21 protein-coding genes are annotated in these 25,151 nt (G+C 71.6%); 12 read left to right on the forward strand and 9 right to left on the reverse strand.

What is annotated here, in order from left to right; all coding sequences use genetic code 11:
• Positions 1-60: 60 nt before the first annotated feature.
• The 3 genes from AB0L21_RS18365 to AB0L21_RS18375 all read right to left on the reverse strand — a co-directional run bounded on the left by AB0L21_RS18365 (position 61) and on the right by AB0L21_RS18375 (position 4,812).
• Positions 61-1,455 (reverse strand): glycoside hydrolase family 16 protein, encoded by a 1,395-nt coding sequence (locus AB0L21_RS18365; protein WP_365785082.1) that lies wholly within the window; start codon positions 1,453-1,455, stop codon positions 61-63.
• A 356-nt stretch (positions 1,456-1,811) separates the two neighbouring features.
• Complete coding sequence (locus AB0L21_RS18370; RefSeq protein ID WP_365785084.1) at positions 1,812-3,497, reverse strand: carbohydrate binding domain-containing protein; 1,686 nt, start codon at positions 3,495-3,497, stop codon at positions 1,812-1,814.
• Positions 3,498-3,693: 196 nt separating this feature from the next.
• Complete coding sequence (locus AB0L21_RS18375) at positions 3,694-4,812, reverse strand: ATP-grasp domain-containing protein (RefSeq protein WP_365785086.1); 1,119 nt, start codon at positions 4,810-4,812, stop codon at positions 3,694-3,696.
• 325 nt (positions 4,813-5,137) lie between these two features.
• On the opposite strand from AB0L21_RS18375, the gene AB0L21_RS18380 reads away from it, so the two are divergent.
• Positions 5,138-6,043, forward strand: coding sequence for a metallophosphoesterase (locus AB0L21_RS18380; RefSeq protein WP_365704396.1), 906 nt, complete (start codon positions 5,138-5,140; stop codon positions 6,041-6,043).
• Complete coding sequence (locus AB0L21_RS18385) at positions 5,991-6,671, forward strand: 4'-phosphopantetheinyl transferase superfamily protein (protein WP_365785088.1); 681 nt, start codon at positions 5,991-5,993, stop codon at positions 6,669-6,671. The genes AB0L21_RS18380 and AB0L21_RS18385 overlap by 53 nt, the downstream gene beginning before the upstream one ends.
• Positions 6,672-6,750: 79 nt before the next feature.
• Here the strand turns inward: AB0L21_RS18385 and AB0L21_RS18390 are convergent, their stop codons facing one another.
• The 3 genes from AB0L21_RS18390 to AB0L21_RS18400 form a co-directional block, all read right to left on the reverse strand.
• Positions 6,751-6,978: a hypothetical protein gene (locus tag AB0L21_RS18390; protein WP_365704400.1), complete on the reverse strand. Its 228-nt coding sequence runs from the start codon at positions 6,976-6,978 to the stop codon at positions 6,751-6,753.
• Between the two features lie 312 nt (positions 6,979-7,290).
• A complete protein-coding gene (locus AB0L21_RS18395) occupies positions 7,291-7,848 on the reverse strand; it encodes a toxin-antitoxin system, toxin component (RefSeq protein WP_365704402.1) in 558 nt (185 codons plus the stop codon).
• 14 nt (positions 7,849-7,862) lie between these two features.
• Positions 7,863-8,519, reverse strand: a complete 657-nt coding sequence (locus AB0L21_RS18400; RefSeq protein WP_030643317.1) for a helix-turn-helix transcriptional regulator — start codon at positions 8,517-8,519, stop codon at positions 7,863-7,865.
• Between the two features lie 241 nt (positions 8,520-8,760).
• On the opposite strand from AB0L21_RS18400, the gene AB0L21_RS18405 reads away from it, so the two are divergent.
• The 9 genes from AB0L21_RS18405 to AB0L21_RS18445 all read left to right on the forward strand — a co-directional run bounded on the left by AB0L21_RS18405 (position 8,761) and on the right by AB0L21_RS18445 (position 21,053).
• Complete coding sequence (locus tag AB0L21_RS18405; protein ID WP_365785090.1) at positions 8,761-9,432, forward strand: hypothetical protein; 672 nt, start codon at positions 8,761-8,763, stop codon at positions 9,430-9,432.
• Between the two features lie 300 nt (positions 9,433-9,732).
• A complete protein-coding gene (locus AB0L21_RS18410; protein ID WP_365785092.1) occupies positions 9,733-10,731 on the forward strand; it encodes a LacI family DNA-binding transcriptional regulator in 999 nt (332 codons plus the stop codon).
• Positions 10,732-10,859: 128 nt separating this feature from the next.
• On the forward strand, positions 10,860-12,212 hold the full coding sequence (locus AB0L21_RS18415) for an extracellular solute-binding protein (protein ID WP_365785094.1): 1,353 nt from the start codon (positions 10,860-10,862) through the stop codon (positions 12,210-12,212).
• A gap of 5 nt (positions 12,213-12,217) precedes the next feature.
• On the forward strand, positions 12,218-13,171 hold the full coding sequence (locus AB0L21_RS18420; protein ID WP_365704410.1) for a sugar ABC transporter permease: 954 nt from the start codon (positions 12,218-12,220) through the stop codon (positions 13,169-13,171).
• Positions 13,168-14,049 carry a carbohydrate ABC transporter permease gene (locus AB0L21_RS18425; RefSeq protein WP_365704412.1) on the forward strand — a complete coding sequence of 294 codons (882 nt, stop codon included), beginning with the start codon at positions 13,168-13,170 and terminating at the stop codon, positions 14,047-14,049. The genes AB0L21_RS18420 and AB0L21_RS18425 overlap by 4 nt, the downstream gene beginning before the upstream one ends.
• Positions 14,050-14,082: 33 nt before the next feature.
• Complete coding sequence (locus tag AB0L21_RS18430; RefSeq protein WP_365785095.1) at positions 14,083-15,690, forward strand: glycoside hydrolase family 13 protein; 1,608 nt, start codon at positions 14,083-14,085, stop codon at positions 15,688-15,690.
• 57 nt (positions 15,691-15,747) lie between these two features.
• Positions 15,748-17,925: a discoidin domain-containing protein gene (locus AB0L21_RS18435; RefSeq protein ID WP_365785097.1), complete on the forward strand. Its 2,178-nt coding sequence runs from the start codon at positions 15,748-15,750 to the stop codon at positions 17,923-17,925.
• A gap of 179 nt (positions 17,926-18,104) precedes the next feature.
• Positions 18,105-20,153 (forward strand): phosphocholine-specific phospholipase C, encoded by a 2,049-nt coding sequence (locus AB0L21_RS18440; RefSeq protein ID WP_365785099.1) that lies wholly within the window; start codon positions 18,105-18,107, stop codon positions 20,151-20,153.
• Between the two features lie 66 nt (positions 20,154-20,219).
• Positions 20,220-21,053: a phospholipid scramblase-related protein gene (locus AB0L21_RS18445; RefSeq protein ID WP_365704420.1), complete on the forward strand. Its 834-nt coding sequence runs from the start codon at positions 20,220-20,222 to the stop codon at positions 21,051-21,053.
• Between the two features lie 46 nt (positions 21,054-21,099).
• On the opposite strand, the gene AB0L21_RS18450 is transcribed toward AB0L21_RS18445, so the two are convergent.
• Together AB0L21_RS18450 and AB0L21_RS18455 are read right to left on the reverse strand one after the other, a co-directional pair.
• Complete coding sequence (locus AB0L21_RS18450; protein WP_365785101.1) at positions 21,100-22,053, reverse strand: hypothetical protein; 954 nt, start codon at positions 22,051-22,053, stop codon at positions 21,100-21,102.
• Positions 22,050-22,850, reverse strand: coding sequence for a phosphatase PAP2 family protein (locus AB0L21_RS18455; RefSeq protein ID WP_365704424.1), 801 nt, complete (start codon positions 22,848-22,850; stop codon positions 22,050-22,052). The genes AB0L21_RS18450 and AB0L21_RS18455 overlap by 4 nt, the downstream gene beginning before the upstream one ends.
• 222 nt (positions 22,851-23,072) lie before the next feature.
• Here AB0L21_RS18455 and AB0L21_RS18460 point away from each other — a divergent pair, with 222 nt between their 5' ends.
• Positions 23,073-23,687 (forward strand): TetR/AcrR family transcriptional regulator, encoded by a 615-nt coding sequence (locus AB0L21_RS18460; protein WP_365704426.1) that lies wholly within the window; start codon positions 23,073-23,075, stop codon positions 23,685-23,687.
• A 136-nt stretch (positions 23,688-23,823) separates the two neighbouring features.
• On the opposite strand, the gene AB0L21_RS18465 is transcribed toward AB0L21_RS18460, so the two are convergent.
• A complete protein-coding gene (locus AB0L21_RS18465; protein WP_365785103.1) occupies positions 23,824-24,951 on the reverse strand; it encodes a DUF2510 domain-containing protein in 1,128 nt (375 codons plus the stop codon).
• Positions 24,952-25,151 lie beyond the last annotated feature (200 nt).

Raw genomic sequence — 25,151 nt, forward strand, 5'->3', positions numbered from 1 at the left:
CCGAACGCCAGGGGCTGACGTATACGTGAAGGTCAACCCCCGCGCCGCGTGCGTCCCCGGTCAGTGACCGAAGTCGAACCAGTTCACGTTCACGAAGTCGGCCGGCTGGCCGCTGGTGAAGGTGAGATAGACGTCGTGCGTGCCGGTCACCGCGCCGATGTTGGCCGGGACCGTCCGCCAGGACTGCCAGCCGCCCGTGTTCGCCACGGCGAAACTGCCGACGGGCGCGTTGGTACGACTGTCCAGGCGCACCTCGACCAGACCGCTGACCCCGCCGGCCGCACCGCTCGCGACCCGCGCGTAGAACTGTTTCGCCGCGGTCGAACCGAAGGTGACGCCCTTGTACAGCGCCCAGTCGCCGTTCGCGAGGGCCCCGATGTCCTGGCCGCCGCCGCTGTCCGTGGTGGTCTCCGTGACGACGCCGGACTGACCGTCGTAGGACTCGGCCTGGATGGGGCTGTAGGCGTCCCGGTTGCCGGTCGGCGGGGGAGTGGTGCCGCCGCCGGAGGACCGCAGGACCTGTACGTAGTCGACGACCATCGGGTGGCCCGGCTGGGTCCCGCTGTCCGGGCCGCCGCCGAACGCGGCCGGGAAACCGCCGCCCATCGCGACGTCGAGGATGATGAAGTAGCCGTGGTTCGTGGCGTTCGCCCACGTCGTCGCGTCCACCTGGCTCGCCCTCACCGTGTGGAAGTTGACGCCGTCGAGGTAGAAGCGGATCTCCTCGGGGCTGGTCGAGCGGTCCCACTCCATCGCGTAGGTGTGGAAGCCCGCCTGACAGGTGGTGCCCGTGCAGGAGGTGGAGTTGCCGATGCCGGAGGTCTCGTTGCAGGGGCCGCCCGGGCTGGTGCCGCAGTGCATCGTGGCCCATGCGGTGTTCAGGCCCTGGACGTTCTCCATGATGTCCAGTTCGCCGATGCCCGGCCAGTTCCAGTAGTTGCCGCGGAACGGCGCGCCGAGCATCCAGAACGCCGGCCAGTAGCCCTTGGCGGCGGCGCCGGTGACGTTCGGCATCTGGATCCGCGCCTGGACGCGCAGCTTTCCGCCCGCCGGGGGCTGGAAGTCGGTGCGGGTGGTCTCGATCCGGCCGGAGGTCCAGTTGCCCGCGGTGTCGCGGCGCGGGGTGATGAGCAGGTTGCCGTTGCCGTCCAGTGCCACATTGCTGGTGCTCGACGTCATCGTCTCGACCTCGCCGGTGCCCCAGTTGGCGGCCCCGCCGGGGTAGGACGTCCCGGTGTCGTACTGCCAGTCGGCCGTGTTGACGCCGGAGCCGGCCGCGCCGTTGAAGTCGTCCACGAAGACCTGCGTCCAGCCCGGGGGCGGGGTGGGCGCGGACGCGTCGGCGGGCGCGGTGGCGGCCGTGGCGAGGGCCGCGGCCAGGCCGAGCGTGGCGACGGCGGCGGTGAACGCGCGCCGCAGCGGTCGGGGTCTGGGGATGCCGGAGGATGCGGTCATGGGGAGCCTCTCGGGTACGGGTGTGTGCGGGGGTTCCGTGAGAGCGCTCCCAAGCGTGCTCGGGTGCGCGTTGTTGAGAGCGCTCTCATGGTGCCGTCAATGTGCTCCCCGCCCCCACGACCGTCAAGACTTGAAGCAAGGAAACTCCTTGCCCCACAGGGAAGTTCAGGGGGTGAAGCCGCCCGTACCGGAAGGTCGCCCTCGCCCTGATGCCGCTGCCCGGCCACGCCGCCGGCCTGGTGTGCGCGGTCAACGCCGTCGAGCGCTACACCGAGGTCCACCCGGGCCTGGCGTACCTCACATGAGAACGGAGGGCCGCTCCGCCGAGCGGCCCTCCGCGTCACCTCACCGTCGCGTCAGCCGGTGAAGCCGGCCGTGATCGAGGTGAACTGCCAGTTGCTCTGGCTGATCCCGGAGCAGTTCTCGGCCACGCCGCCGCCCGGGCAGGGCCGGTCGCGGTTGACCGACCAGAAGGCCAGCCGTGCGATGTGGTGCGAGTTCGCCCAGTCCCGGATCTGCGTCCAGATCGCGGGAGTCGTCGTCTCCTGCTGGTCGGACAGGCCGTTCATGCCGGAGATGCCGATGTGGGCGTAGGCGGTGGCGTCGTCCCAGCCGAAGGTGGACTTCAGCTTGTTCTTCAGCCCCTCCGCCGCGTTCACCGTGTTGCCGTACATGTCCGAGCCGCCGCCGAAGTCGAACGGCATGATGGTGAACACGTCGATGTTCGCGCCCAGCGCCTGGGCCTGCTCGATGAGCCGGTTGCCGTAGTACGTCGGCCCGGTGGTGGACGTGCCGAAGGTGACGATGGTCTTCAGGCCGGGGTTGTTGGCCTTGACCGTCTTCAGCGCGGTGAGGATCTTCGCCTGGACGGCCTCGTTCTCGAACTCGTCGGTGTTCTCGATGTCGAAGTCGATGGCCTTCAGGCCGTAGGCGTCGACCACCTTCTGGATCGCCCCGGCGAGCGCGCTCGCGGAGGAGCAGTTGGCGCCGAGCTTGCTGCCGGACCAGCCGCCGAACGACGGCACGATGTCACCGCCGGCGGACCGGATCTGGTTGATCGCCGACTGGTCCACGCCGCCGGTCAGCGGCCGGCTGCCGTCCCAGGCCGGGGTGCAGCCGCCGGAGTCCAGCACGAACGCCATCGTGAACCACTTGGCCCCGGTCGCGTTCATCACCGTGGTCGGGTTCGGCGGATCGCCCCAGCCCTGGTACAGATACGGCGCCGCCTGCTTGAAGCCGGTGCCGCCGCCGGTGCCCGCGTCGGTCGTCACGGTCACGGAGTTGGAGGCCGGCGAGGTGTTCCCGGCCGCGTCCCGCGCCTTCACGGTGAAGGTGTAGCTGGTGCTCGGCGACAGCCCGCTGACCGTGGCCGAGGTGCCGGAGACGCTCAGGAGCCGGCCCGCTGCGCTGTAGATGTCGTACGCCGTCACGCCCGTGTTGTCCGTGGCCGCGTTCCACTTCAGCGACACGCTCGACGACGTCTTGCCGGTGGAGGTGAGCCCGCTCGGCGCGGTCGGCGCCTGGGTGTCACCGCCGCCCCCGCCGCCCGGACCGTCCAGGCCGATGTCGTCGGCGTAGTAGGTGCCCTGGCCGTACCAGCCGTGCACATAGATGGTGGCGCTGGTCTGCGAGGCGCCGGTGGTGAAGGAGACGCTGAGCTGGCTGTACGCCGACGGGGACGAGGTCCACGTGGACGCGCCGCCGTTGACGCCCAGGTACACGTAACTGCCGCGCACCCAGCCGCTGAGGCTGTACGTCGTGTTCGGCTGCACGGCGACCGTCTGGCTGCACTGCGCGGTGTCGCTGGACGTCACCGCGCCCTGCAGCGCCTTGGCGCCGCCGTGCACGGGGGAGGAGACGACCGAGCCGAGGTTGCCGGTGCAGGTCCAGGGGGAGAGGCCGCCGGACTCGAAACCGGGGTTGGTGAGGATGTTGGCCGCGTGGGCCGTGCCGGGGAGGGCGATGGCCCCGCCGACCGCGAGGGCGGCGGAACCGAGCAGAGCGAGAAGCCGGCGTCTGGAACGCCCGAGTGTGTCGCGCACGCGATCTCCCTGTCGGGGTGGGGTGTTCGGGAGTGCAGGGGAGTGCGGAAGCGTTGCGCCAATGAATTTGGTATGGACCAATCCGCGCTGTCAAGGAGAAGAACGGAATTGGTCCATACCGGTGAGCGTGAGCGCCCCGGAAGGAACGCGGGGAACCGCGGGACAAGCCACGACGGACCGCCCGTCGGCCGGCGGCCTAAAGGGGCAGCACCTCACCCGCCGAAGCGGCCCGCACGGGCGCCGGTACCGCGGGCAGCAGGACCTCGGACTCCATCCGTTGCCGCGGAAGCGCCGCGGGAGCCAGAGGACGGGGCCCCGACACCACCGTGTAGTCCTGCCCCAGGAACGGCGGCTCGATCACCCCGGGATCCTCACCCAGCGCCAACTGCACAGCCGCCCACGGCGCGTTCACCCCACAGAGCGACAGCTGGTGCAGGCCCCCGGCGGGCCTCGTGTTGACGTCCAGCAGCACCGGCCGGTCGCCGAGCATCCGGAACTGGATGTTGGACAGGTGGTGCAGCCCGAAGCCCTCCGCGATCAGCCGGGCCGGCGCCAGCCACCGCTCGTCCAGGGTGAAGCCCCGGCGGCGGCCGTTCTTGGTGCGGCCCACCGCGAGCCGCACCCGGTTGTCCGGCCCGGTCAGGCAGTCGACGGACACCTCGGGCTGCTCCAGACGCGGCATCACCAGCCAGTCCACGGGCTCCTCGGCCTGCCGCAGCGCCTCCACGACCAGGTCCAGCTGGACGTACGGGCCCGGGAAGCCGGTCAGATGCGTGAGCGAGAAGGGGGAGCGGGTGATCATCCGGAAGCCGGCCCCGCCCGCGCCGGCGGCCGGCTTGAAGCACGCCCGGTGCCCGGCCGCCTCCAACTCCTCGACGGCGGCGACGAGTTCGGCCGCCGTGCGGACCCGGCGCCACGGCGGTACCGGTACGCCCACCGAGCGGACCGCCTCGTACGCGACGCCCTTGTCCTCGAACACGGCGACCGCCTCGGGGGTCGGCGCCAGCAGCGCCGTACCGGCCGCCGCGAACTCGGCCCGGTGCGCCACGATCGCGGCCTGGTGCAGCCGGGGCACGAACACGTCGATGCCACGCCGGGCGCACTGGTCGAGGGCGTACTCGACGTACGCGGCCGGGGACAGGCCCTCCGGTTCCAGCTCGGCGGTGTCGGCGGCGGCCAGCACGGGGGAGTCCGGGTCGCCGTGCGTGGCGTGGATCTCGACCGCGCGGTCGCTGGGATTTCTCCGCAGCTGATCCATGAAGAACACGTTCTCCGCGTACGTGCGGTTGAGCCAGACGCGTACGCGAGAGAGCATGCAGGCCGCCTTTCGGGTGTGCGGGCAGGGCGGAGCGGCCCGTGCCCGGGCAGGAGGGAGGAAGGGTCACCGAACAGCCCCGGAAGGAAGGGGGGTTGAGGGCGCTGGTGTTGGGGCGATCATACGGCTTTCCAGGGGGCCCTCGTGCAACGCGGGTGTTACGGATTCACCGGCCGTCGGGTCACGGACGCGCGGGCCGTCCGGTCACGGACGCGCGCCAGGCGGGCCGGGCCCGGAGCGCGACACGCGGCGGGGGAACCTCTTGTCCGGTGCCCGGGGCATGTGTTCTCGTTGTGCCATCGGATGATCGGAAGGGGTGTGCGCGGTGGAGTCGACGGCCGGGGCCGGACAGCTGCTGGCCATCAGTGACCTGCACATCGGTTACCCGGACAACCGCGCCCTGATCGACGGCATGCGCCCCGACAGCGACGACGACTGGCTGATCGTCGCCGGTGACGTCGCGGAGACCGTCGCCGACATCCGCTGGGCCCTCGGCACGCTCGCGAGCCGCTTCAGCAAGGTGCTGTGGGCACCCGGGAACCACGAGCTGTGGACCCATCCGAGCGACCCGGTCACCCTGCGTGGCGCCGCCCGCTACGAGCACCTGGTCGAGGTCTGCCGCGAGCTGGGCGTCGTCACCCCCGAGGACCCCTACCCCGTGTGGCACGGCGCGGGCGGCCCGGTCGCCGTCGTCCCGCTCTTCCTGCTCTACGACTACTCGTACCTGCCGGCCGGCTCCGCCACCAAGGCGGAGGGCCTGGCCTACGCGGAGAGCACGGGCATCGTCTGCAACGACGAGTTCCTGCTGCACCCCGACCCCTACCCGACCCGGGAGGCGTGGTGCCGGGCGCGGGTCGCCGAGACCGAGCGCAGGCTGGCCGAGCTGCCCGCGGACCTGCCGACCGTACTGGCCGGGCACTGGCCGCTGGACCGGCACCCCACGGAGGTCCTGTGGCACCCCGAGTTCGCCATGTGGTGCGGCACCACACTGACCGCCGACTGGCACCGCCGGTTCCGGGTCGCCACCATGGTCTACGGCCATCTGCACATCCCCCGCACCACCTGGCACGACGGAGTCCGCTTCCTGGAGGTCTCCGTGGGATACCCCCGCGAGTGGCGCAAGCGCCCGGATCCGCCGGGAAGGCTGCGCCGTGTCCTGCCGATGGAGGTCGAAGCAGGTGATCGAGGAGCTGCTCCCGGAGTCGGTCGTGGCCGTGGAGGCGCGCGCTGACGACCCGCTGTGGGACTCCCCGCTCCACCCGGCGGAGGAGGCGCTGGTCGCGCGCTCGGTGGCCAAGCGGCGCCGTGAGTTCGCGGCCGTCCGGGGCTGTGCCCGGCGCGCCATGGAGAAGCTCGGCGTGCCGCCGCAGCCCGTGCTCACCGGCGAGCGGGGTGCCCCGCGCTGGCCGGACGGGCTGCTCGGCAGCATGACCCACTGCGACGGCTACTGCGCCGCCGCCCTGGTCCGCGCCACCGACCTCGTCTCCCTGGGCATCGACGCCGAACCGCACGGGGCGCTCCCCGAGGGCGTGGGCTCCTCCGTCTTCCTGCCCGCCGAGGCCGAGCGGCTCGGCCGGCTGGCCGCGCGGTGGCCCGCCGTGCACTGGGACCGGCTGCTGTTCAGCGCCAAGGAGTCCGTCTACAAGGCGTGGTTCCCGCTCACCCGCATGTGGCTGGACTTCTCCGAGGCCGACATCGCCGTGCGGCTGGACGCCGGCGGCGAACCGTCCGGCACCCTGCACGCCGAGCTCCTCGTCCCCGGCCCCGTGATCGGCGGCCACCGGCTCCAGTCCTTCGAGGGCCGGTGGACCGTACGGCACGGCGTGGTGGCCACGTCGGTCGTCATACCGCACCCCTGACGACGGTCCCACCCGGACCCCACCGCCGCCGTCGCCCTGTCGTTCGGGCGACGGCGGCGGCACCGAGCCGTCACGACGCTCAGACGGGCCGGCACCAGTCGCGCAGGAGCCGGAAGAACTCCGCCTCGTTGCCCGCGAGTCCGGCCCGGGCCAGTGCCTGTTCCGCCTCCGCGAGCACGACGGGCGGGACGACGGCGGGCCGGTCCTCGTCCGGTGGACCGTCGAAGGCGGCGCGCACCGTATGCAGCAGACGCAGGTAGGCCTGTACGGCGGTACGCTCGCGGTCGGTCAGTACGGCGGTGGGCATCGGTCGGCTCTCCCCGAGTAGGCGTCACGGTCACGCGCCCTGCGGCGCCGTGCACCGCGTCGTACGGCGCACACTCCCAGCTTGCCGCCCACCACTGACAACGCCGCCCGGCTCCGCGCCGGTTAGCCCGCTTAGCCGAGGCGGAACCGCCCCGATCGACCCGTACTGCGCTCCGTCCGATCCGGCGAAACGTTTCTCAACTTCCCCACGTCACATCCGGCTCCGGTGCGGCGAGGGACGGCTCCCCGCGCGTACGGCGTCGAGCCCGTCCCGAGTGCCACAGGGCCGCTCGGCCGGCGAGCCCGGTCCGGTTCAGCCCTGCGGGCCCGGGTACCCCAGCGACGCCTCGATGCGGCCGGCCACCCCGTCCCGCTGCACCGGCCCGCGCAACGCCGAACCGGCCAGCCACGTACGGCACTTGCTGGCCAGCAGCAGCCCGAACGTCTCGGCGTCCCGCTCCTCGGCCACGTCGAAGCGGGTGCGGGCCGCGACGCGGTGCACCGCCGCCTGGAGGGCCTCCTGATCGGTGTCGTCGCGCAGCAGCCGGGTCGCGGCGCCGACACCGTCCATGTGGAGCCCGCAGTGGTCGGCCTGCATGTGCCACAGCTCGTGGCCCAGGATCACCAACTGGTGGTCGGGCGCGGTGCGTTCCTCCACCACGACGACGTCCCGGTCGGTCAGGTCCAGCCACAGCCCGCTGGCCGTGCCGGGCGGGAAGGCGGCCGTACGGAAGTGCACCGGGCGTCCGCGCCGACGGCTCATCGCCTCGCACAGCGCGCGGTACAGCTCACCCGGAGGCGTGGGTACGGGCAGCGTGAGCCCGCCCACCAGTTCGTTGCACAGCCGGCGCATGTCCCTGCCGATGCCCACAGTCCTCCCCCGGCTCACGACTCGGGCCGCTTGACGCTCTCCAGGAGCATGTCGAGCCACTCGGCGACCTTGTCCCGGTGCTGGTCGGTGGGCAACTGCGCGGCCCGCCAGGCGATTCCGCGCACGCCGTGGTCCTGCAGCAGCCGCTCCAGCGGATCCTCCGGGTCCTCGGCGGCGGCCCGCTCCCGGTCCGCGAGCTTCTGCAGCAGCTCCTGCTCGGTGCGCTGCAGCGCGCCCGCCAGCGCCTCGGGGTCCTCTGCGGTGAGGAAGCCGGCGTGCACCCGGAAGAAACGCTGCAGGGCGTCGCAGTGCTCCATGGTGGGCCGCCGGTCGCCGTTGATGAGGGCGCCGGCCTGCTGCCGGGACATGCCCGCGCCGTCGGCGATCTCCTGCTGGGTGTACCGGCGTCCGCCCGGCTTCAGCCGGGTGCGGCGCAGCAGGTCCAGGCGCTGCAGGAAGCGGGCCTGGACGTCCGGCTCACCCGCGGGCCGACCGCTGAGCAGAGCCTTGACCACCGGCTCCGGCACCCCGCAGGCGATGGAGAGGCGCCCGACGTCGAAGACCTCGGCGTGCGGGACGCCGAGGCGGTCGGCGAGCGCGGTGACGCGGGCGACGACGGCCGGCAGCTGGGCGGTCGCCGAGGCGCCCGGATCCTCGTAGCCATCCGTCACCGACAGAACTCCTACGTCTCTAGAGGGCTTCAGATGCGTCCGTGCTTCTCACGAGCGATCGCCGTGAACTTCCCGGAGAGTAGCGGGTGTCTCGAACTCACATCCAGGTGTCGCCACAACTGTGGCGAATTTCAGCCGTCAACCGGCACGAAATGCCACGATAGTTGACATGGCTCTTGCCTGGGCACCAGGATCGCATCGCCGCGAGAAAGGCCGCAGAGGCAAGAGGGGTGACCTCCCGATGGCACATCAGGCAGGAGGGCAGCGGCCGGCACCGCGGCCCGTCCCCGACACCTGTGAGGTCCAGGCGTACCTCCAGGACTACGGAGCGCTGCTGGAGTCACAGTCCTGCCCGTCCCTGGTCGTCGACCACCACTGGAACGTGGTCATGGCCAACAGCGCGTTCGAGACACTTTTCCACGGTGTGCGCCCCCACCCCACGGCCATGCCGGGGGAGAACTTCCTCCGGTTCGTGCTCTTCCACCCCGATGCCGGCGAGGTCCTCGGCGAGCACGAGCCCGGCTGGTGCCTGCCGATGCTGGCCCAGCTCCGGACCGCGCTGGAGACCCACGGACACGACCACGAACTCCAGGCGGTCCGCCGGGAGATCGCCCAGGACCCGATCATGGAGGCCGCCTACCGGCAGGGCCTGCCGCACTGGATACGGGCCGTCGGCGAGGCCGCCACCCGCCTCGACGGCGCCGTACGCCTCCTGCACCACCCGGACCCGCGGCGCGGGCGCACCGAGTGCCGCATCGTCGAGGAGATCCCGCAGCCGCTGCGGGATCTCGGCTACCGGCGTCTGACGATGGTCCTGCGCGACCCCCGCCGGCCCGCCGTGCCGGTGCGCCGTCCGCGCCGACCGCGGGAGGCCGCCTCGCACCTGACGGTCGTGCCGTCCGCGGAGAACTGACCCGGCACCGCGGCGTTCAGGTCACCGACAGTGCCGGGCCGGCACGCGGCCCCGTACGCGGGCCGAGCGGTGCGGCCCTCGCTTCCTGGCGGGCGCCCCGGACTCTCGGCTCCCGTCCCAGACATCTTGTGCACGGCACCGATTCCTGGCGGACGCCCCGGACTCTCGGCGCGCGCCCCAGACTTCTTGCGCACGCCACCGACTCCCGCCGCATGCCACCGACTCCTCACGCGGACCCCCGACTCCTTGCGCACGCCACCGTCGCAAGCCGCTTGCGTGATTTGCGCTACGCTTGCGTTCATGACGCGACGACTTGCGGAAGTGGCGAAGAAGGTCGGGGTCAGCGAGGCCACGGTCAGCCGGGTCCTCAACGGCAAGCCCGGAGTCTCCGAAGCCACCCGGCAGGCGGTGCTGACGGCTCTCGACGTCCTCGGCTACGAGCGCCCCACCCAGCTGCGCGGCGAGCGCGCCCGGCTCGTCGGTCTCGTCCTGCCCGAACTGCAGAACCCTATCTTCCCGGCGTTCGCCGAGGTCATCGGCGGTGCCCTCGCCCAGCTGGGGCTGACCCCGGTGCTGTGCACCCAGACCAAGGGCGGCGTGTCGGAAGCGGACTATGTCGACCTGCTGCTCCAGCAGCAGGTCTCCGGCGTCGTCTTCGCCGGCGGCCTGTACGCCCAGGCGGAAGCGCCGCACGACCACTACCGGCTGCTCGCCGAGCGCAACATCCCGGTGGTGCTGGTCAACGCGGCCATCGACCACCTCGGCTTCCCGGGCGTGTCCTGCGACGACGCCGTCGCCGTCGAGCAGGCCTGGCGGCATCTGGCCTCCCTCGGCCATGAGCGCATCGGGCTGGTCCTCGGCCCCGGCGACCACGTGCCGTCGGCCCGCAAGCTGGCCGCCGCCCGGGCGCTCGCCGGCGATCTGCCGGAGGAGTTCGTCGCGCGGGCCATCTTCTCCCTCGAGGGCGGTCACGCAGCCGCCGCACGGCTGATCGACCGGGGCGTCACCGGCATCATCTGCGCCTCCGACCCGCTGGCGCTCGGCGCGGTCCGGGCGGCGCGCCGCAAGGGGTACGACGTCCCGGGCCGGATCTCGGTCGTCGGCTACGACGACTCGGCGTTCATGAACTGCACCGAGCCCCCGCTGACCACCGTCCGCCAGCCCATCGAGGCCATGGGGCGCGCGGCCGTGGAGCTGCTGAACGCGCTGATCGGGGGCACCGCCGTACCCGCCGAGGAGCTGCTGTTCGAGCCGGAGCTGGTGGTGCGCGGCTCCACCGCGCAAGCTCCCCGCGACTGAACTCCGGGAGATCCAGCCAGCTGTCAAACAATTGCATATTCCGCGCGACATCTTGCGATCAGATGTCGGCGGTGCTTGAGTGTGCGACGCCCACCGCTCCTGCCATGAGTGCCATGAGGGGTCCACCGATGAGACACACCGGGTTCCGCCGTGCCGTCCTCGCGATCGGCGTCTGTTCCTCCCTCGCCCTCGCCGCCACCGCCTGCGGGTCCGGTGACGACGGTTCGGCGAGCGGCAAGACCCGCATCACCGTCAACTGCGAGCCGCCGAGGAGCGCCAAGCTCGACCGCTCCTTCTTCGAGGCGGACATCGCGGCCTTCGAGGAGGCCAACCCGGACATCGACGTCGTCGCGCACGACGCCTTCCCCTGCCAGGACCCGAAGACCTTCGACGCCAAGCTCGCCGGCGGCCAGATGGAGGACGTGTTCTACACGTACTTCACGGACGCGCGGCACGTCGTCGACGTCCGCCAGGCCGCCGACCTCACCCCGTACCTCAAGGAACTCAAGAACTACGACAGCATCCAGAAGCAGCTGCGGGACATCTACACCGTCGACGGGAAGGTCTACGGCATCCCGCGCACCGGATACTCCATGGGGCTGATCTACAACCGCGCGCTCTTCGAGAAGGCCGGCCTGGATCCCGACAAGCCCCCGGCGACCTGGGACGAGGTCCGCGCCGCCGCGAAGAGGATCGCCGCCCTCGGCGACGGCACCGTCGGCTACGCCGACTACAGCGCGCAGAACCAGGGCGGCTGGCACTTCACCGCCGAGCTGTACTCCCAGGGCGGCGACGTCGTCAGCGCGGACGGCAAGAAGGCCACCATCGACACCCCCGAGGGCCGCGCCGTCCTGCGGAACCTGCACGACATGCGGTGGACCGACGACTCGATGGGCAGCAAACAGCTCCTCGTCATCAACGACGCGCAGCAGCTGATGGGTTCGGGCAAGCTCGGCATGTACCTCGCCGCCCCCGACAACATCCCGATCCTCGTCAAGGAGAAGGGCGGCAACTACAAGGACCTCGCCCTGGCCCCCATGCCGGGCGGCAAGGGCACCCTCATCGGCGGCGACGGCTACATGGTCAACAAGAAGGCCACGCCCGCCCAGATCCGGGCCGGCCTGAAGTGGCTCGACCACATGTTCCTCACCCCCGGCAAGGGCTTCCTGGGCGACTACGCGCGCGCCAAGAAGCACGACGCCCCCGTCGGCCTGCCCGAGCCGCGCCTGTTCACCGGTGCCGCCGACGCCACCGACCAGCGGGTGAAGAAGGCCAACGCCAACGTCCCGGTGGAGAACTACCAGGCGTTCCTCGACGGCAACCACAAGCTCCGGCTGAAGATCGAGCCGCCGCACGCCCAGCAGATCTACTCCGTGCTCGACGGCACCGTCTCCGCCGTCCTGACCAAGAAGGACGCCGACATCGACCAGCTCCTCAAGGAGGCGTCCGGCAAGATCGACAGCATTCTGGCCCGGAGCTGACCGCCATGACGAAGACGGCCGAGCGACGGCCCGCGGCGCGGGCCGCCGTCCCCCCGGTCCCGGCGCCGCCCCCGGCAGGGGACCGGAGGCGGCGCCGCCTGACCGACCAGGTCCGCGCCTACGGCTTCCTCCTCGGCGGCCTGCTCTGCTTCGCCCTGTTCTCCTGGTACCCGGCGATCCGCGCGGTCGTCATCGCCTTCCAGAAGTACACGCCGGGCTCACCGCCCGAGTGGGTCGGCACCGCCAACTTCACCCGGGTCCTGCACGACCCCGAGTTCACGGCCGCCTGGCGCAACACCCTCACCTTCACCCTGCTGGCCCTCCTGATCGGCTTCGCGATCCCCTTCGTCCTCGCCCTCGTGCTCAACGAGCTGCGGCACGCCAAGGCCTTCTTCCGGATCGCGGTCTACCTGCCGGTGATGATCCCGCCGGTGGTCAGCGCCCTGCTGTGGAAGTGGTTCTACGACCCCGGAGCCGGTCTCGCCAACGAGACGCTGCGCTTCCTGCACCTGCCCACCTCCAACTGGTCCAACGGCACCGACACCGCGCTGGTCTCCCTGGTCGTCGTCGCGACGTGGGCCAACATGGGCGGCACCGTCCTCATCTACCTGGCCGCCCTCCAGTCCGTCCCCGGCGAGCTGTACGAGGCGGCCGAACTGGACGGCGCGAACCTCCTGCAACGCGTCCGGCACGTCACCGTCCCGCAGACCCGGTTCGTGATCCTGATGCTGATGCTCCTTCAGGTCATCGCCACCATGCAGGTTTTCACGGAACCCTTCGTCATCACCGGCGGCGGCCCCGAGAACGCCACCGTCACCGTCCTCTACCTCATCTACAAATACGCCTTCCTCTACAACGACTTCGGCGGCGCCTGCGCCCTCAGCGTGATGCTCCTGCTGCTGCTCGGCGCCTTCTCCGCGGTCTATCTGCGGCTCACCCGCTCCGAGGGGGACGCATGACCACCGGCACCCGCACCCTGATCTCCCCGGCCACCCTCGCCCGCCCGCGCGGAAAGGCCCTCTACTGGACGGTGTTCACGGCCGTCGTCGTCCTCTTCGCGCTCGCCTTCCTCTTCCCCGTGTACTGGATGGTGACCGGTGCCCTGAAGTCCCCGGACGAGGTGGCCCGGACCCCGCCGACGCTCCTTCCCGAGCACTGGCACCTCAGCGGCTACACCGACGCCTGGGACCTCATGGAACTCCCGCGGCACCTGGGGAACACGCTCGTCCAGGCGGCCGGCGCCTGGGCCTTCCAGCTGGTGTTCTGCACGGCCGCCGCCTACTCCCTGTCCAGGCTGAAGCCCGCCTTCGGCAAGGTGGTCCTCGGCGGCATCCTCGCCACGCTCATGATCCCGGCGCAAGCGCTGGTCGTCCCGAAGTACCTGACCGTCGCCGACCTGCCGCTGATCCACACCAGCCTGCTCAACGACCCCCTCGCCGTCTGGTTGCCGGCCGTCGCCAACGCCTTCAACCTCTACCTGCTCAAACGGTTCTTCGATCAGCTGCCGCGCGATGTCCTGGAGGCCGCCGAGATCGACGGCGCCGGCAAGCTCCGCATCCTGTGGTCCGTCGTCCTGCCCATGTCCCGGCCGGTGCTCGGCGTGGTGTCGATCTTCGCGCTGGTCGCCGTCTGGCAGGACTTCCTGTGGCCGCTGATGGTCTTCTCCGACACCGGCGAACAGCCGGTCAGCGTCGCCCTGGTCCAGCTGTCGCAGAACATCCAGCTCACCGTGCTCATCGCCGCGATGGTGATCGCCAGCATCCCGATGGTGGCGCTGTTCCTCGTCTTCCAGCGGCACATCATCGCCGGGATCAGCGCGGGCAGCACCAAGGGCTGACGCCGCCGCCCCGTCTACAGAAAGGCAAGCTCAGTGGGACAGCCCAGCCATGCCCGGAAGGACCCTGACTGGTGGCGCTCGGCCGTCATCTACCAGGTGTACGTCCGCAGCTTCGCGGACGGCGACGGCGACGGCACCGGCGACCTCGCGGGCGTCCGCGCCCGGCTGCCGTACCTCGCCGAACTCGGCGTGGACGCCCTGTGGTTCACGCCGTGGTACGTGTCTCCGCTGAAGGACGGCGGCTACGACGTCGCCGACTACCGGGCCATCGACCCGGCCTTCGGCACCCTCGCCGAGGCCGAGAAACTCATCGCCGAGGCCCGTGAGCTGGGCATCCGGACCATCGTCGACATCGTGCCCAACCATGTCTCCGACCAGCACCCCTGGTTCCGGGCGGCGCTCGCCGCCGGGCCGGGCAGCCCCGAGCGCGAGCTGTTCCACTTCCGGCCCGGACGCGGAGCCCACGGCGAACTCCCGCCGAACGACTGGCCGTCCCAGTTCGCCGGCTCCACCGACCCGGTGTGGACCCGGCTGCCCGACGGCGACTGGTACCTGCACCTGTTCACCCCCGAACAGCCCGACCTCAACTGGGCGCACCCCGCGGTCCGCCAGGAACACGAGGACATCCTGCGCTTCTGGTTCGAGCGGGGCGTCGCCGGCGTCCGCATCGACTCGGCCGCCCTCCTCGCCAAGGACCCCGACCTCCCCGATCTCGCCACGCACCCGGAGCCGCACCCGTTCGTCGACCGTGACGAACTCCACGACATCTACCGCTCCTGGCGCCGGGTCGCCGACGAGTACGGCGGTGTGTTCGTCGGCGAGGTCTGGCTCCCCGACCCCGAACGCTTCGCCCGCTACCTGCGCCCCGACGAACTCCACACCGCCTTCAACTTCTCCTTCCTGTCCTGCCCCTGGGACGCCGACCGGCTGCGCGCCTCCATCGACACCACCCTCGCCGAGCACGCCCCCGTCGGCGCCCCGGCCACCTGGGTACTGTGCAACCACGACGTCACCCGCACGGTCACCCGGTACGGCCGCGAGGACACCGCCTTCGACTTCGCCACCAAGGCCTTCGGCACCCCGACCGACCTGGCGCTCGGCACCCGGCGGGCACGGGCCGCCGCCCTGCTGTCACTCGCGCTGCCCGGGTCGGTGTACCTCTACCAGGGGGAGGAGCTGGGCCTGCCGGAGGCCGAGATCCCGGCCGACCGCATCCAGGACCCGATGTACTTCCGCTCGCGGGGCGTCGACCCCGGCCGCGACGGCTGCCGGGTGCCGCTGCCGTGGGCCGCCGGTCTGCCGCACGCGGGCTTCGGTTCCCGCGAGGAGCCCTGGCTGCCGCAGCCGGCCGACTGGCCCTCGTACGCGGTCGACCGGCAGCAGCGGGACCCCCACTCCCTGCTGACCCTCTACCGCGAGGCCATCGCGCTGCGCCCGGAGTTCGGCGACGGCCCCCTGACCTGGCTGGCCGCCCCCGACGGCGTGCTCGCCTTCTCCCGCGCGGACGGAGGCCTGTGCGTGGTCAACCTCGCGGCCACGCCCGCCGATCTGCCCGCGCACTCCCGGCTCCTGCTCAGCAGCGGCCCGCTGGACGAGGCGGGCCGGCTGCCGCGGGACACGGCGGCCTGGCTGCGCGCCTGAGCCGCACCCGTACGCACCTTGCTATCCCCCGCACCCCCACCACGAAGGGATCAGCACATGCACAGCAGCACCGCCGGACACCTCCGGCGCATGCCGGCCATCGGGGCGGTCGTCGCCCTCGCCGCCGGCATGCTCGTCGCCGTCGCCCCGGCCGCCCACGCGGCGGCGGGCGCCACCCTGCCCTTCACCTCCGTGGAGGCCGAGTCGGCGACCGGCAACGGCACGAAGATCGGCCCGGACTACACGCAGGGCAGCCTCGCCTCGGAGGCCTCCGGCCGGCAGGCCGTCCGGCTGTCCCCCGGGCAGCGGGTGGAGTTCACCGTGCCGCGCGCCGCCAACGCGGTGAACGTCGCCTACAGCGTGCCGGACGGTCAGTCCGGAGCTCTGAACGTGTACGTCAACGGCACCAGGCTCACCAAGACCCTGCCGGTGACCTCCAAGTACTCCTACGTCGACACCGGCTGGATCCCCGGTGCCAGGACGCACCACTTCTTCGACAACACCCGGCTGCTGCTCGGGCAGAACGTCCAGGCCGGCGACAAGGTCGCCGTCGAGGCGGCCGGCGTCCAGGTCACCGTCGACGTCGCCGACTTCGAACAGGTCGCACCGGCCGCCGGCCAGCCCGCCGGATCGGTGTCCGTCGTCTCCAAGGGCGCCGACCCCAGCGGCACCGGCGACTCCACCCAGGCCTTCCGGGACGCCATCGCCGCCGCCCAGGGCGGCACGGTGTGGATACCGCCGGGCGACTACCGCATCACCGCCTCGCTCAGCGGCGTGCAGAACGTGACCCTGCAAGGCGCCGGCAGCTGGTACTCGGTCGTGCACACCTCCCGCTTCATCGACCAGGCCGGCTCGGCGGGCAACGTCCGCATCAAGGACTTCGCGGTCATCGGCGAGGTCACCGAACGCGTCGACTCCAGCCCGGACAACTTCGTCAACGGCTCGCTGGGGCCGAACAGTTCGGTCTCCGGCATGTGGATCCAGCACCTGAAGGTCGGCCTGTGGCTCACCGGCACCAACGACAACCTGGTGGTGGAGAACAACCGCATCCTCGACACCACCGCCGACGGCCTCAACCTCAACGGCACGGCGAAGGGCGTCCGCGTCCGCAACAACTTCCTGCGCAACCAGGGCGACGACTCCCTCGCCATGTGGTCGCTGTACTCCCCGGACACCGACTCCAGCTTCGAGAACAACACGATCTCGCAGCCCAACCTCGCCAACGGCATCGCCATCTACGGCGGAACCGACATCGCCGTACGCAACAACCTGATCTCCGACACGAACGCCCTCGGCAGCGGCATCGCCATCTCCAACCAGAAGTTCCTCGACCCCTTCCACCCCCTCGCCGGCACCATCACCGTCGACGGCAACACGCTGGTGCGCACCGGCGCGATGAACCCCAACTGGAACCACCCCATGGGCGCGTTGCGCGTCGACTCCTACGACAGCGCCGTCAACGCGACCGTCAACATCACCAACACGACGATCACCGACAGCCCGTACAGCGCCTTCGAGTTCGTCTCCGGCGGCGGGCAGGGCTACCCGGTGCGGAACGTCAACGTCACCGGCGCCACCGTGCGGAACACCGGCACGGTCGTGGTCCAGGCCGAGGCGCAGGGTGCTGCGACCTTCAAGAACGTCACCGCCACCCAGGTCGGCGCGGCCGGCGTCTACAACTGCCCCTACCCGGCGAACTCCGGCTCCTTCACCCTCACCGACGGCGGCGGCAACTCCGGCTGGTCCAGCACCTGGTCCGACTGCTCCACCTGGCCGCAGCCCGGACAGGGCAACCCGGAGCCCGACCCGAACCGCAACCTCGCCAAGGGCCGCCCGGCCACCGCGACCGGCTCCCAGGACGTCTACACCCCCGGCAAGGCGGTCGACGGTGACGCGAACTCGTACTGGGAATCCGCCAACAACGCCTTCCCGCAGTCCCTCACGGTCGACCTCGGCTCGTCCTACGCCGTGCGCCGCCTGGTGCTGAAGGTGCCGCCGTCCTCGGCCTGGGGCGCCCGCACGCAGACGGTCACGGTGCTCGGCAGCACCGACGGCTCCGGCTACTCGACCGTGCTGGGCGCGCAGGGCTACCGCTTCGACCCGGCCACCGGCAACACCGCGACCGTGACCCTGCCGAGCGGCACGAACCTGCGCTACCTGCGCCTGACCGTCACCGCCAACACGGGCTGGCCGGCCGGCCAGTTCAGCGAGGTGGAGGCGTACACGACGTCCTGAGCGCCGCCGCCGCGTCACCGGGTCAGGGGGCCCCGGTGACGCGGCACCACGCGTACCGCCGGGTTTCACACGGGCGCCACCGCACCCTTCCCTGACGTTTGCTGCTCTTGGAACACTCGCTCCGCGCGGATTCCGTCATCTGGCGGGTATCGCGTACGTCAGGACGAGAGGACCCTCACATGCCCGAAGTCAACCGGCGGCGCTTCCTCGGAATCGCCGGCGCCACCACGGCGTTCACGGCGCTGTCCAGCAGCATCCAGCGCGCTGCCGCCCTGCCCGCCCACCACCGCACCGGATCGGTGGACGATGTCGAGCACATCGTCGTCCTCATGCAGGAGAACCGTTCCTTCGACCACTACTTCGGCTCGCTCCGAGGAGTCCGCGGCTTCGGCGACCCCCGTCCGGTCACCCAGAACGGCAGGTCCGTCTGGAAGCAGTCCGACGGCACGCAGGACATCCTGCCCTTCCACCCGGACGCCGACGACCTGGGCCTGGCCTTCATCCAGGACCTCCCGCACGGCTGGAACGACGGCCACAGCGCGTTCAACGGCGGACGGTACGACAAGTGGGTACCCGCCAAGTCCGCCACGACGATGGCGTACCTGACACGCGACGACATCCCCTTCCACTACGCGCTCGCCGACGCCTTCACCATCTGCGACGCCTACCACTGCTCGTTCATCGGCTCCACCGACCCGAACCGCTACTACATGTGGACGGGCTACACCGGCAACGACGGCAAGGGCGGCGGCCCGGTCCTCGGCAACGAAGAGGCCGGCTACGGCTGGACCACGTACCCCGAGCGCCTGGAGGAGGCCGGGGTCTCCTGGAAGATCTACCAGGACGTCGGCGACGGCCTCGACGCGAACGGCGGCTGGGGCTGGATCGACGACGCCTACCGCGGCAACTACGGCGACAACTCGCTGCTGTACTTCAACCAGTACCGCGACGCCAAGCCCGGCGACCCGCTGTACGACAAGGCCCGCACCGGCACCGACGCCCGCAAGGGCGAGGGCTTCTTCGACCGGCTGAAGGCGGACGTGCAGGCCGGCACGCTGCCCCAGGTTTCCTGGATCGTCGCCCCCGAGGCCTTCACCGAGCACCCCAACTGGCCCGCCAACTACGGCGCCTGGTACGTCTCCCAGGTCCTGGACGCGCTCACCTCCGACCCCGATGTGTGGGGGAAGACGGCGCTGTTCGTCACCTACGACGAGAACGACGGGTTCTTCGACCACGTCATCCCGCCCTACCCGCCGGCCTCGGCCGCCCAGGGCAGGTCGACGGTCGACCCCGCGCCGGACCTGTTCAAGGGCGACGCCGGCCATGTCGCCGGCCCCTACGGGCTCGGCCAGCGGGTGCCGATGCTGGTGGTCTCCCCGTGGAGCAAGGGCGGATACGTCTGCTCCGAGACCCTCGACCACACCTCGATCATCCGGTTCATCGAGCGTCGTTTCGGTGTCCAGGAGCCGAACATCTCGCCCTGGCGGCGGGCCATATGCGGCGACCTGACCAGCGCCTTCGACTTCTCCCGCAAGGACACCGCGCGGGTCGTGCTGCCCTCCACGGCCGGTTACCGGCCCAAGGACCACGACCGCCACCCCGACTACGTGCCCAAGCCCCCCGCGGCCGGCGCCCTGCCCAGGCAGGAGCGGGGCAGCCGGCCCACCCGCCCGCTGAAGTACGCCCCCGTGGTGGACGGTTCGGCGGACACCACGGCCGGCAAGTTCACGCTCACGTTCGCCTCGGGGGCGCACGCGGGCGCGGTCTTCCTCGTCACGTCCGACCGCCGTACCGACGGCCCCTGGACGTACACCACGGAGGCCGGCAAGACGCTCTCGGACACCTGGAACTCGGCGTACTCCGGCGGCGACTACGACCTCGCCGTGCACGGCCCCAACGGCTTCCTGCGCGTCTTCAAGGGCCGTAACAAGGTCGCCGGTCCCGAGGTCACCGCCCGGTACCACGGCGACGACGTCGAACTCACCTTCACCAACAAGGGCTCCGGCACGGCGAAGCTGAAGCTGGCCAACGGCTACGGCGGCGGCCCGGTGACGGTGACGGTCCGCCCCGGGGCGACCGTGCGGCGCACCGTCGGGCTCGCGGCCAGCAAGCGCTGGTACGACCTGACGGTGACCTCGGACTCCGACCCGGCCTTCCTGCGCGGCTTCGCCGGGCATGTGGAGAACGGGCGGCCCGGCGTCAGCGACCCGGCGATCGTCACGGGGTGAACGGGCGATGAACACCGCTCCGTGCGGACTGGTCAGGTACCGGTCACATCAGGGTAGTGTGCCCCGGTGACCACGCAATCGAACACTCCTGCAGGCTGGTACCCGGATCCGCACGGAGCGGCGCAGACGCTCCGCTACTGGGACGGCGCGCAGTGGACCGAGCACACCAACCCGGCCCAGCAGGGCGCCGGGCAGGTCCCGCCGCAGCAGGCCGCCTTCCCGCAGCAGCAGACCGGCGACGCCAAGGTGCGGCGTCAGGTGCAGCAGCAGGCCGGTGTCGCGGCCGGCGGCCCCGGCGGCGGCACCCTCTTCACCGAGCCCGTCCTGGTCGTGAACCAGAAGGCCAAGCTGATCGAGCTGACCAACGAGTACAAGGTCATGGATCAGAACGGCCGGGAGATCGGCTCGGTCACCCAGGTCGGTCAGGGCGTGCTGCGCAAGATCCTGCGCTTCGTCTCCAGCCTGGACCAGTTCCTCACCCACAAGCTGGAGATCCGCGATGCCTTCGGCCAGCCGCAGCTGCTGCTGACCCGGCCCGCGAAGATCTTCAAGTCGCGGGTGATCGTGACCCGCCCGGACGGTTCGCCGGTCGGCGAGATCGTCCAGAAGAACATGATCGGGAAGATCAACTTCGCGATGGTGGCGAACGGCCAGCAGGTCGGCGCGATCAAGGCGGAGAACTGGCGCGCGTGGAACTTCGCGATCGTCGACCACGCCGACAACGAGGTCGCCCGGATCACCAAGACCTGGGAAGGCCTCGCCAAGACGCTGTTCACGACCGCGGACAACTACGTCCTGCAGATCCACTACCAGCTGCCCGAACCCCTGCTGAGCCTCGTGGTGGCCACGGCGCTGACGGTGGACACCGCGCTCAAGCAGGACGCGCGCGGCTGGGGCTGACCGGCACGCCCGGACAGCAGGAGGCGGCACGGCGGCGGCCGGGTGGTCACAGTGCCGTGAGATGTCCCGGCTGGTCCGGCTGCCGGGGCAGGAGTACCGGTTCCGCGGTCGCCGTACCCGGCTCCAGGGCCAGCACGGCCGCCACCGGATGCTCGTCGTCCGCCTCGTGGCCGCCGGGTTCGGGGACCACCCGGGTGAGCAGCACCACGCCCCACCCGGCCAGCCCCGCGCCGGCCAGGGCCAGCAGCACCCCGGTGGCACCGCCCTGGAGGCCCTGCCCCAGCAGGCTGAGGCCGATCACCGCGGCGGCCACCGGGTTGGCGAGGGTGACCACGGCCAGCGGGGCACCGAGGCCGCCGCGATAGGCCGTCTGGGACAGCAGCAGTCCGCCGACGGCGAACGCGGCGACGAGCACGGCGACCACGATCACCTCGGTGCTCAGCACCGGGACCGAGCGGTCCGTCGCCGCGACGGTCACCGTCTGGGTGAGCGCGGAGGCGACCCCGGAGGCGAAGCCGGACGCGGTGGCGTGCCTGAGGCCCGGCCGGGCGCCGGGCCAGGACAGCAGACCGATCGCCGTGGCCGTCGTACCCGCGACCACCAGGGCCTCGGTCAGCGACAGCACCCGGGCGGGCGCCGGACCGGAGGCGGTGACCAGCAGCGCGGCGAGCCCGAGCAGCGTGAGCGCCGTACCGCGCCACTCCACCGCGCTGACCCGCCGCCCGGCCGCCCGTGCGCCCAGCGGCACGGCGGCGACCAGGGTGAGCGCGCCCAGCGGCTGTACGACGGTCAGCGGGCCGTACTTGAGGGCGACGACGTGCAGAAGCGCGGCGGCGGCGTTCAGCCCGACCGCCGACCACCAGGCGCCGGTGCCCAGCAGCCGCAGCAGGCCGGTGCCGGCGCTGCGCGAGGCGAGGCGTTCCTGGGCGACGGCGGCCAGGGCGTAGGCGACGGCCGACACCAGCGACAGGCCGAGGGCGGCCAGGGCGGCGGCGCTCATCGGCCCGCTCCCGCCAGGACGGCCTCGCGCGGACTCAGCAGGCCGGTACCGCGCCCCGCCGTACTGGCCGTGCCCCGCGGCGGAGGGACGACCGCGAGCGCGAGGCCGAGCATGGCCGTGGCGACGATCGCGTCGAGCCAGTAGTGGTTCGCCGTGCCCACGATCACCAGCAGGGTGATCAGCGGATGCAGCAGCCACAGCCCGCGCCACCGGGAGCGGGTGGCGGCCATCAGGCCGGTCGCCACCATCAGCGCCCAGCCGAAGTGCAGCGAGGGCATCGCCGCGAACTGGTTGGAGAGGTGGTCGCTGGAGGGCGGGCCGTACACGGACGGGCCGTAGACCCGGGCGGTGTCGACCAGGCCCGTCCCGGTGAGCATGCGCGGCGGGGCCAGCGGGAACGTGAACGGCAGGACGAGGGCGGCCGTGGTGAGGACCGCGAGGACCCGGCGGGCCCAGACGTAGTGCGCGGGCCGCCGCAGATACAGCCAGACCAGGAAAGCGAGCGTGGCCGGGAAGTGGACGGTCGCGTAGTAGGTGTTCGCCAGGTGGACGAGGGTGTCGCCGTGCAGCAGTGCGGACTGCACGGCGGTCTCGTCGGGGAGCTGTGCGCTGCGCTCCAGGTGCCAGACGTGCCGGGCGTTGCGGAAGGCGTCCGCGGTGTGGCCGGTGGCCAGCTGGCGGCCGAGTTTGTAGACCAGGAAGAGCCCGGCGACCAGCAGGAACTCACGTATCAGAGACGGACGGGCCGGAGTCTCCGGTTCCGCGTCCGCCTCCGCAGGCTCGGTTCGGGCATTCATCCCCCGGCCCCTTCGCTGACGGTGGTGCGTGTCGTGGTGCGGACGAGCCCCGGTCCGCACCGGAACTCATCGATACGTTGCCGTACCGATACGCCAGTGTACCGATACGTCCGAGTACCGGTACACTGGCGTATCGATTGATGTGCGCCACACTGGGAACAGGCACGGGCACCAGCCACCGCACAGGCACGGGACACAGGCACGAGTGAGGGGAAGAACCGCATGACGTCGCAGGCCGCGGACGCACCGGACACGGTCGTCGCCTCGCGCCGCTCCAAGATCACGCCGGAGCGTGAGCGGGAGTTCTTCGACGCCGTGCTGGAACAGATCCGCGAGTGCGGCTACGACTCCGTCACCATGGAGGGCATCGCCGCCAGCACCCGGTGCAGCAAGTCCACGCTCTACCGGCAGTGGAAGACCAAACCGCAGTTCGTCGCGGCTGCGCTGCGCGCCAACCGCCAGGTGCGGTTCGCCGGCATCGACACCGGATCGCTCGCCGAAGACCTGCGCCAGGCCGCGCGGGCCGCGGGCGGCTGGTCCAGCAAGGACGCCCGGCTGCTCCAGGCGCTGGGGCACGCGGTGACGGCGGACCAGGAGCTGGCGCAGGCGCTGCGCGAGGCGCTGGTGGCCCCGGAGATCGCCGCGCTGGAGGAGATCCTGGCCCGGGGCGTGGCCCGGGGCGAGGTCCGGGCGGACCACCCGGCGCTGGAGTACATCCCGGCCATGATGTTCGGCGTCCTGCGCGTGCGCCCGGTCCTCGACGGCCACTACGCCGACTCCGACTACCTCGTCCGCTTCGTGGAGGCCGCCGTGCTGCCCTCGCTCGGACTGACATGAGACCCAGGCCGCCGTTCACGGGATGACTGGACGGTGACCTGCCCGCGCCGCACCGTGGGGACGGGGGCGGCGCGCACCCCCGGCCGGGTGGGGTTCCTCTTGAGCGGAGGGGAATCCCACCCGGCCGATCCGTCTCTCAGACGTCCTGGCCGCTCCCGCCGCCGGACGAGACCTTGATCCCCTGGAGGATCTCGTCGATCACGGACAGCTTCTGCCCGACGTCCACGCCGAAGCGGACCACCACGATCCGCCGGGCGTCGTCGGGGGAGGGGAAGGCGACCGACTCGACATAGCCGTCGGAACCCTTGCTCGTGACCGCCTTCCAGCGCACCAGATAGCCCTTCTGCCCGGCCACCGTCACCGCCTCGGAGGCCAGCACCTCGTGCGAGGTGATGCTGCCGTAGGTGGTGCCGCCGTACGACTGCTTGGCGTTGGCGGCGATGTCCGCCTTCGCGACCTCCTCGGCCGTGTCGTCCTCGATGCCCAGCGCCACCGCCGGAGCCGTGTAGGCGCCGCCCGCGGTGCACGTCTGGGCCGAGTTGCCCGGGCACTTGTAGGCGTCGTCGGAGATCACCTGCGCCCCGAGGCTGATCGTCTGTCCGGTCCAGCCCTTCGGCACCGGCAGGCTGATGCCGTTGACCGGGTCCGTCACCGAGCCGCCGCCCTTGACCTTCGGCGCCTCCGACTGACCCGGGGACGGCGAGGCCCCACCGGACCCGCCCGAGCCACCGGAACCGCCGCTCCCGCCCGAGCCGCCGCCGGGGCCGCCGAACGGCCCGCTCTGGCCGCCGTCCTGCCCCTGCTGCGACCCGGCGCGGTCGCCGCCGCCACCGCCGTCCTTGGTGAGGGCGTACACGCCGACCCCGATGCTCGCCAGTACCGCGGCCGTGACCGCGACGGCTATGCCCGTGCGCAGCCGGCGCCGGGAGGGGGCGGGCGGCGGGGCGGGATACGCCGGATGTCCCGGCTGTGCCGGATAGCCCTGCTGCGCCGGATAGCCCTGGCGGTCCGGATACCCCGGGTGGGCGCCGAACCCGGCGGGAGCCGGGGGAGCCGGACCGGCCGGGTGCGCCGGGTGGGGCGGCCCGGCCGGCTGCGGTCCGCCGTCCGCCGCCGGCCGGGCCGGGGGACCCCACGCGGCGGCCGTGCCGGCGGGGCGGGTCTGGTCCGTCCAGGCCTTGCCGTCCCACCAGCGCTCGGTGGGCGGACCGTCGTTCGTCTGCCCGGGGTCGGGGTACCACCCGGGAGGAGTCACCTGCGTCATGCCCCCACCGTATGAGGCGACCGTGAAAGCGGGATGAGAGGATCCGCCGCCAAGAGGGCAAACGGGAATATTTTGCCCCGGATTTCTCGGTGACGCCCTCCGGCAGGCGTCGTTGACACCGCGTCCACTGGTCGCGCGGGCGGTCGCGTCGCCCGCCCGCCCCCTGTTTCACCCGGCCGGGCAACAGCTGCCGCGAGCGG

Source organism: Streptomyces sp. NPDC052721 (assembly GCF_040678315.1).
In the GTDB taxonomy this organism is placed as follows: Bacteria; Actinomycetota; Actinomycetes; order Streptomycetales; family Streptomycetaceae; genus Streptomyces.

Excerpts from the sequence above, each read along its gene's own strand:
- AB0L21_RS18365 (WP_365785082.1), bottom strand. The coding sequence starts at position 1,455 with ATGACCGCATCCTCCGGCATCCCCAGACCCCGACCGCTGCGGCGCGCG.
- AB0L21_RS18450 (WP_365785101.1), bottom strand. The coding sequence starts at position 22,053 with ATGAGCGCCGCCGCCCTGGCCGCCCTCGGCCTGTCGCTGGTGTCGGCC.
- AB0L21_RS18390 (WP_365704400.1), bottom strand. The coding sequence starts at position 6,978 with ATGCCCACCGCCGTACTGACCGACCGCGAGCGTACCGCCGTACAGGCC.
- AB0L21_RS18460 (WP_365704426.1), top strand. The coding sequence starts at position 23,073 with ATGACGTCGCAGGCCGCGGACGCACCGGACACGGTCGTCGCCTCGCGC.
- AB0L21_RS18375 (WP_365785086.1), bottom strand. The coding sequence starts at position 4,812 with ATGCTCTCTCGCGTACGCGTCTGGCTCAACCGCACGTACGCGGAGAAC.
- AB0L21_RS18415 (WP_365785094.1), top strand. The coding sequence starts at position 10,860 with ATGAGACACACCGGGTTCCGCCGTGCCGTCCTCGCGATCGGCGTCTGT.
- AB0L21_RS18410 (WP_365785092.1), top strand. The coding sequence starts at position 9,733 with ATGACGCGACGACTTGCGGAAGTGGCGAAGAAGGTCGGGGTCAGCGAG.
- AB0L21_RS18440 (WP_365785099.1), top strand. The coding sequence starts at position 18,105 with ATGCCCGAAGTCAACCGGCGGCGCTTCCTCGGAATCGCCGGCGCCACC.
- AB0L21_RS18405 (WP_365785090.1), top strand. The coding sequence starts at position 8,761 with ATGGCACATCAGGCAGGAGGGCAGCGGCCGGCACCGCGGCCCGTCCCC.
- AB0L21_RS18425 (WP_365704412.1), top strand. The coding sequence starts at position 13,168 with ATGACCACCGGCACCCGCACCCTGATCTCCCCGGCCACCCTCGCCCGC.
- AB0L21_RS18435 (WP_365785097.1), top strand. The coding sequence starts at position 15,748 with ATGCACAGCAGCACCGCCGGACACCTCCGGCGCATGCCGGCCATCGGG.
- AB0L21_RS18420 (WP_365704410.1), top strand. The coding sequence starts at position 12,218 with ATGACGAAGACGGCCGAGCGACGGCCCGCGGCGCGGGCCGCCGTCCCC.
- AB0L21_RS18455 (WP_365704424.1), bottom strand. The coding sequence starts at position 22,850 with ATGAATGCCCGAACCGAGCCTGCGGAGGCGGACGCGGAACCGGAGACT.
- AB0L21_RS18465 (WP_365785103.1), bottom strand. The coding sequence starts at position 24,951 with ATGACGCAGGTGACTCCTCCCGGGTGGTACCCCGACCCCGGGCAGACG.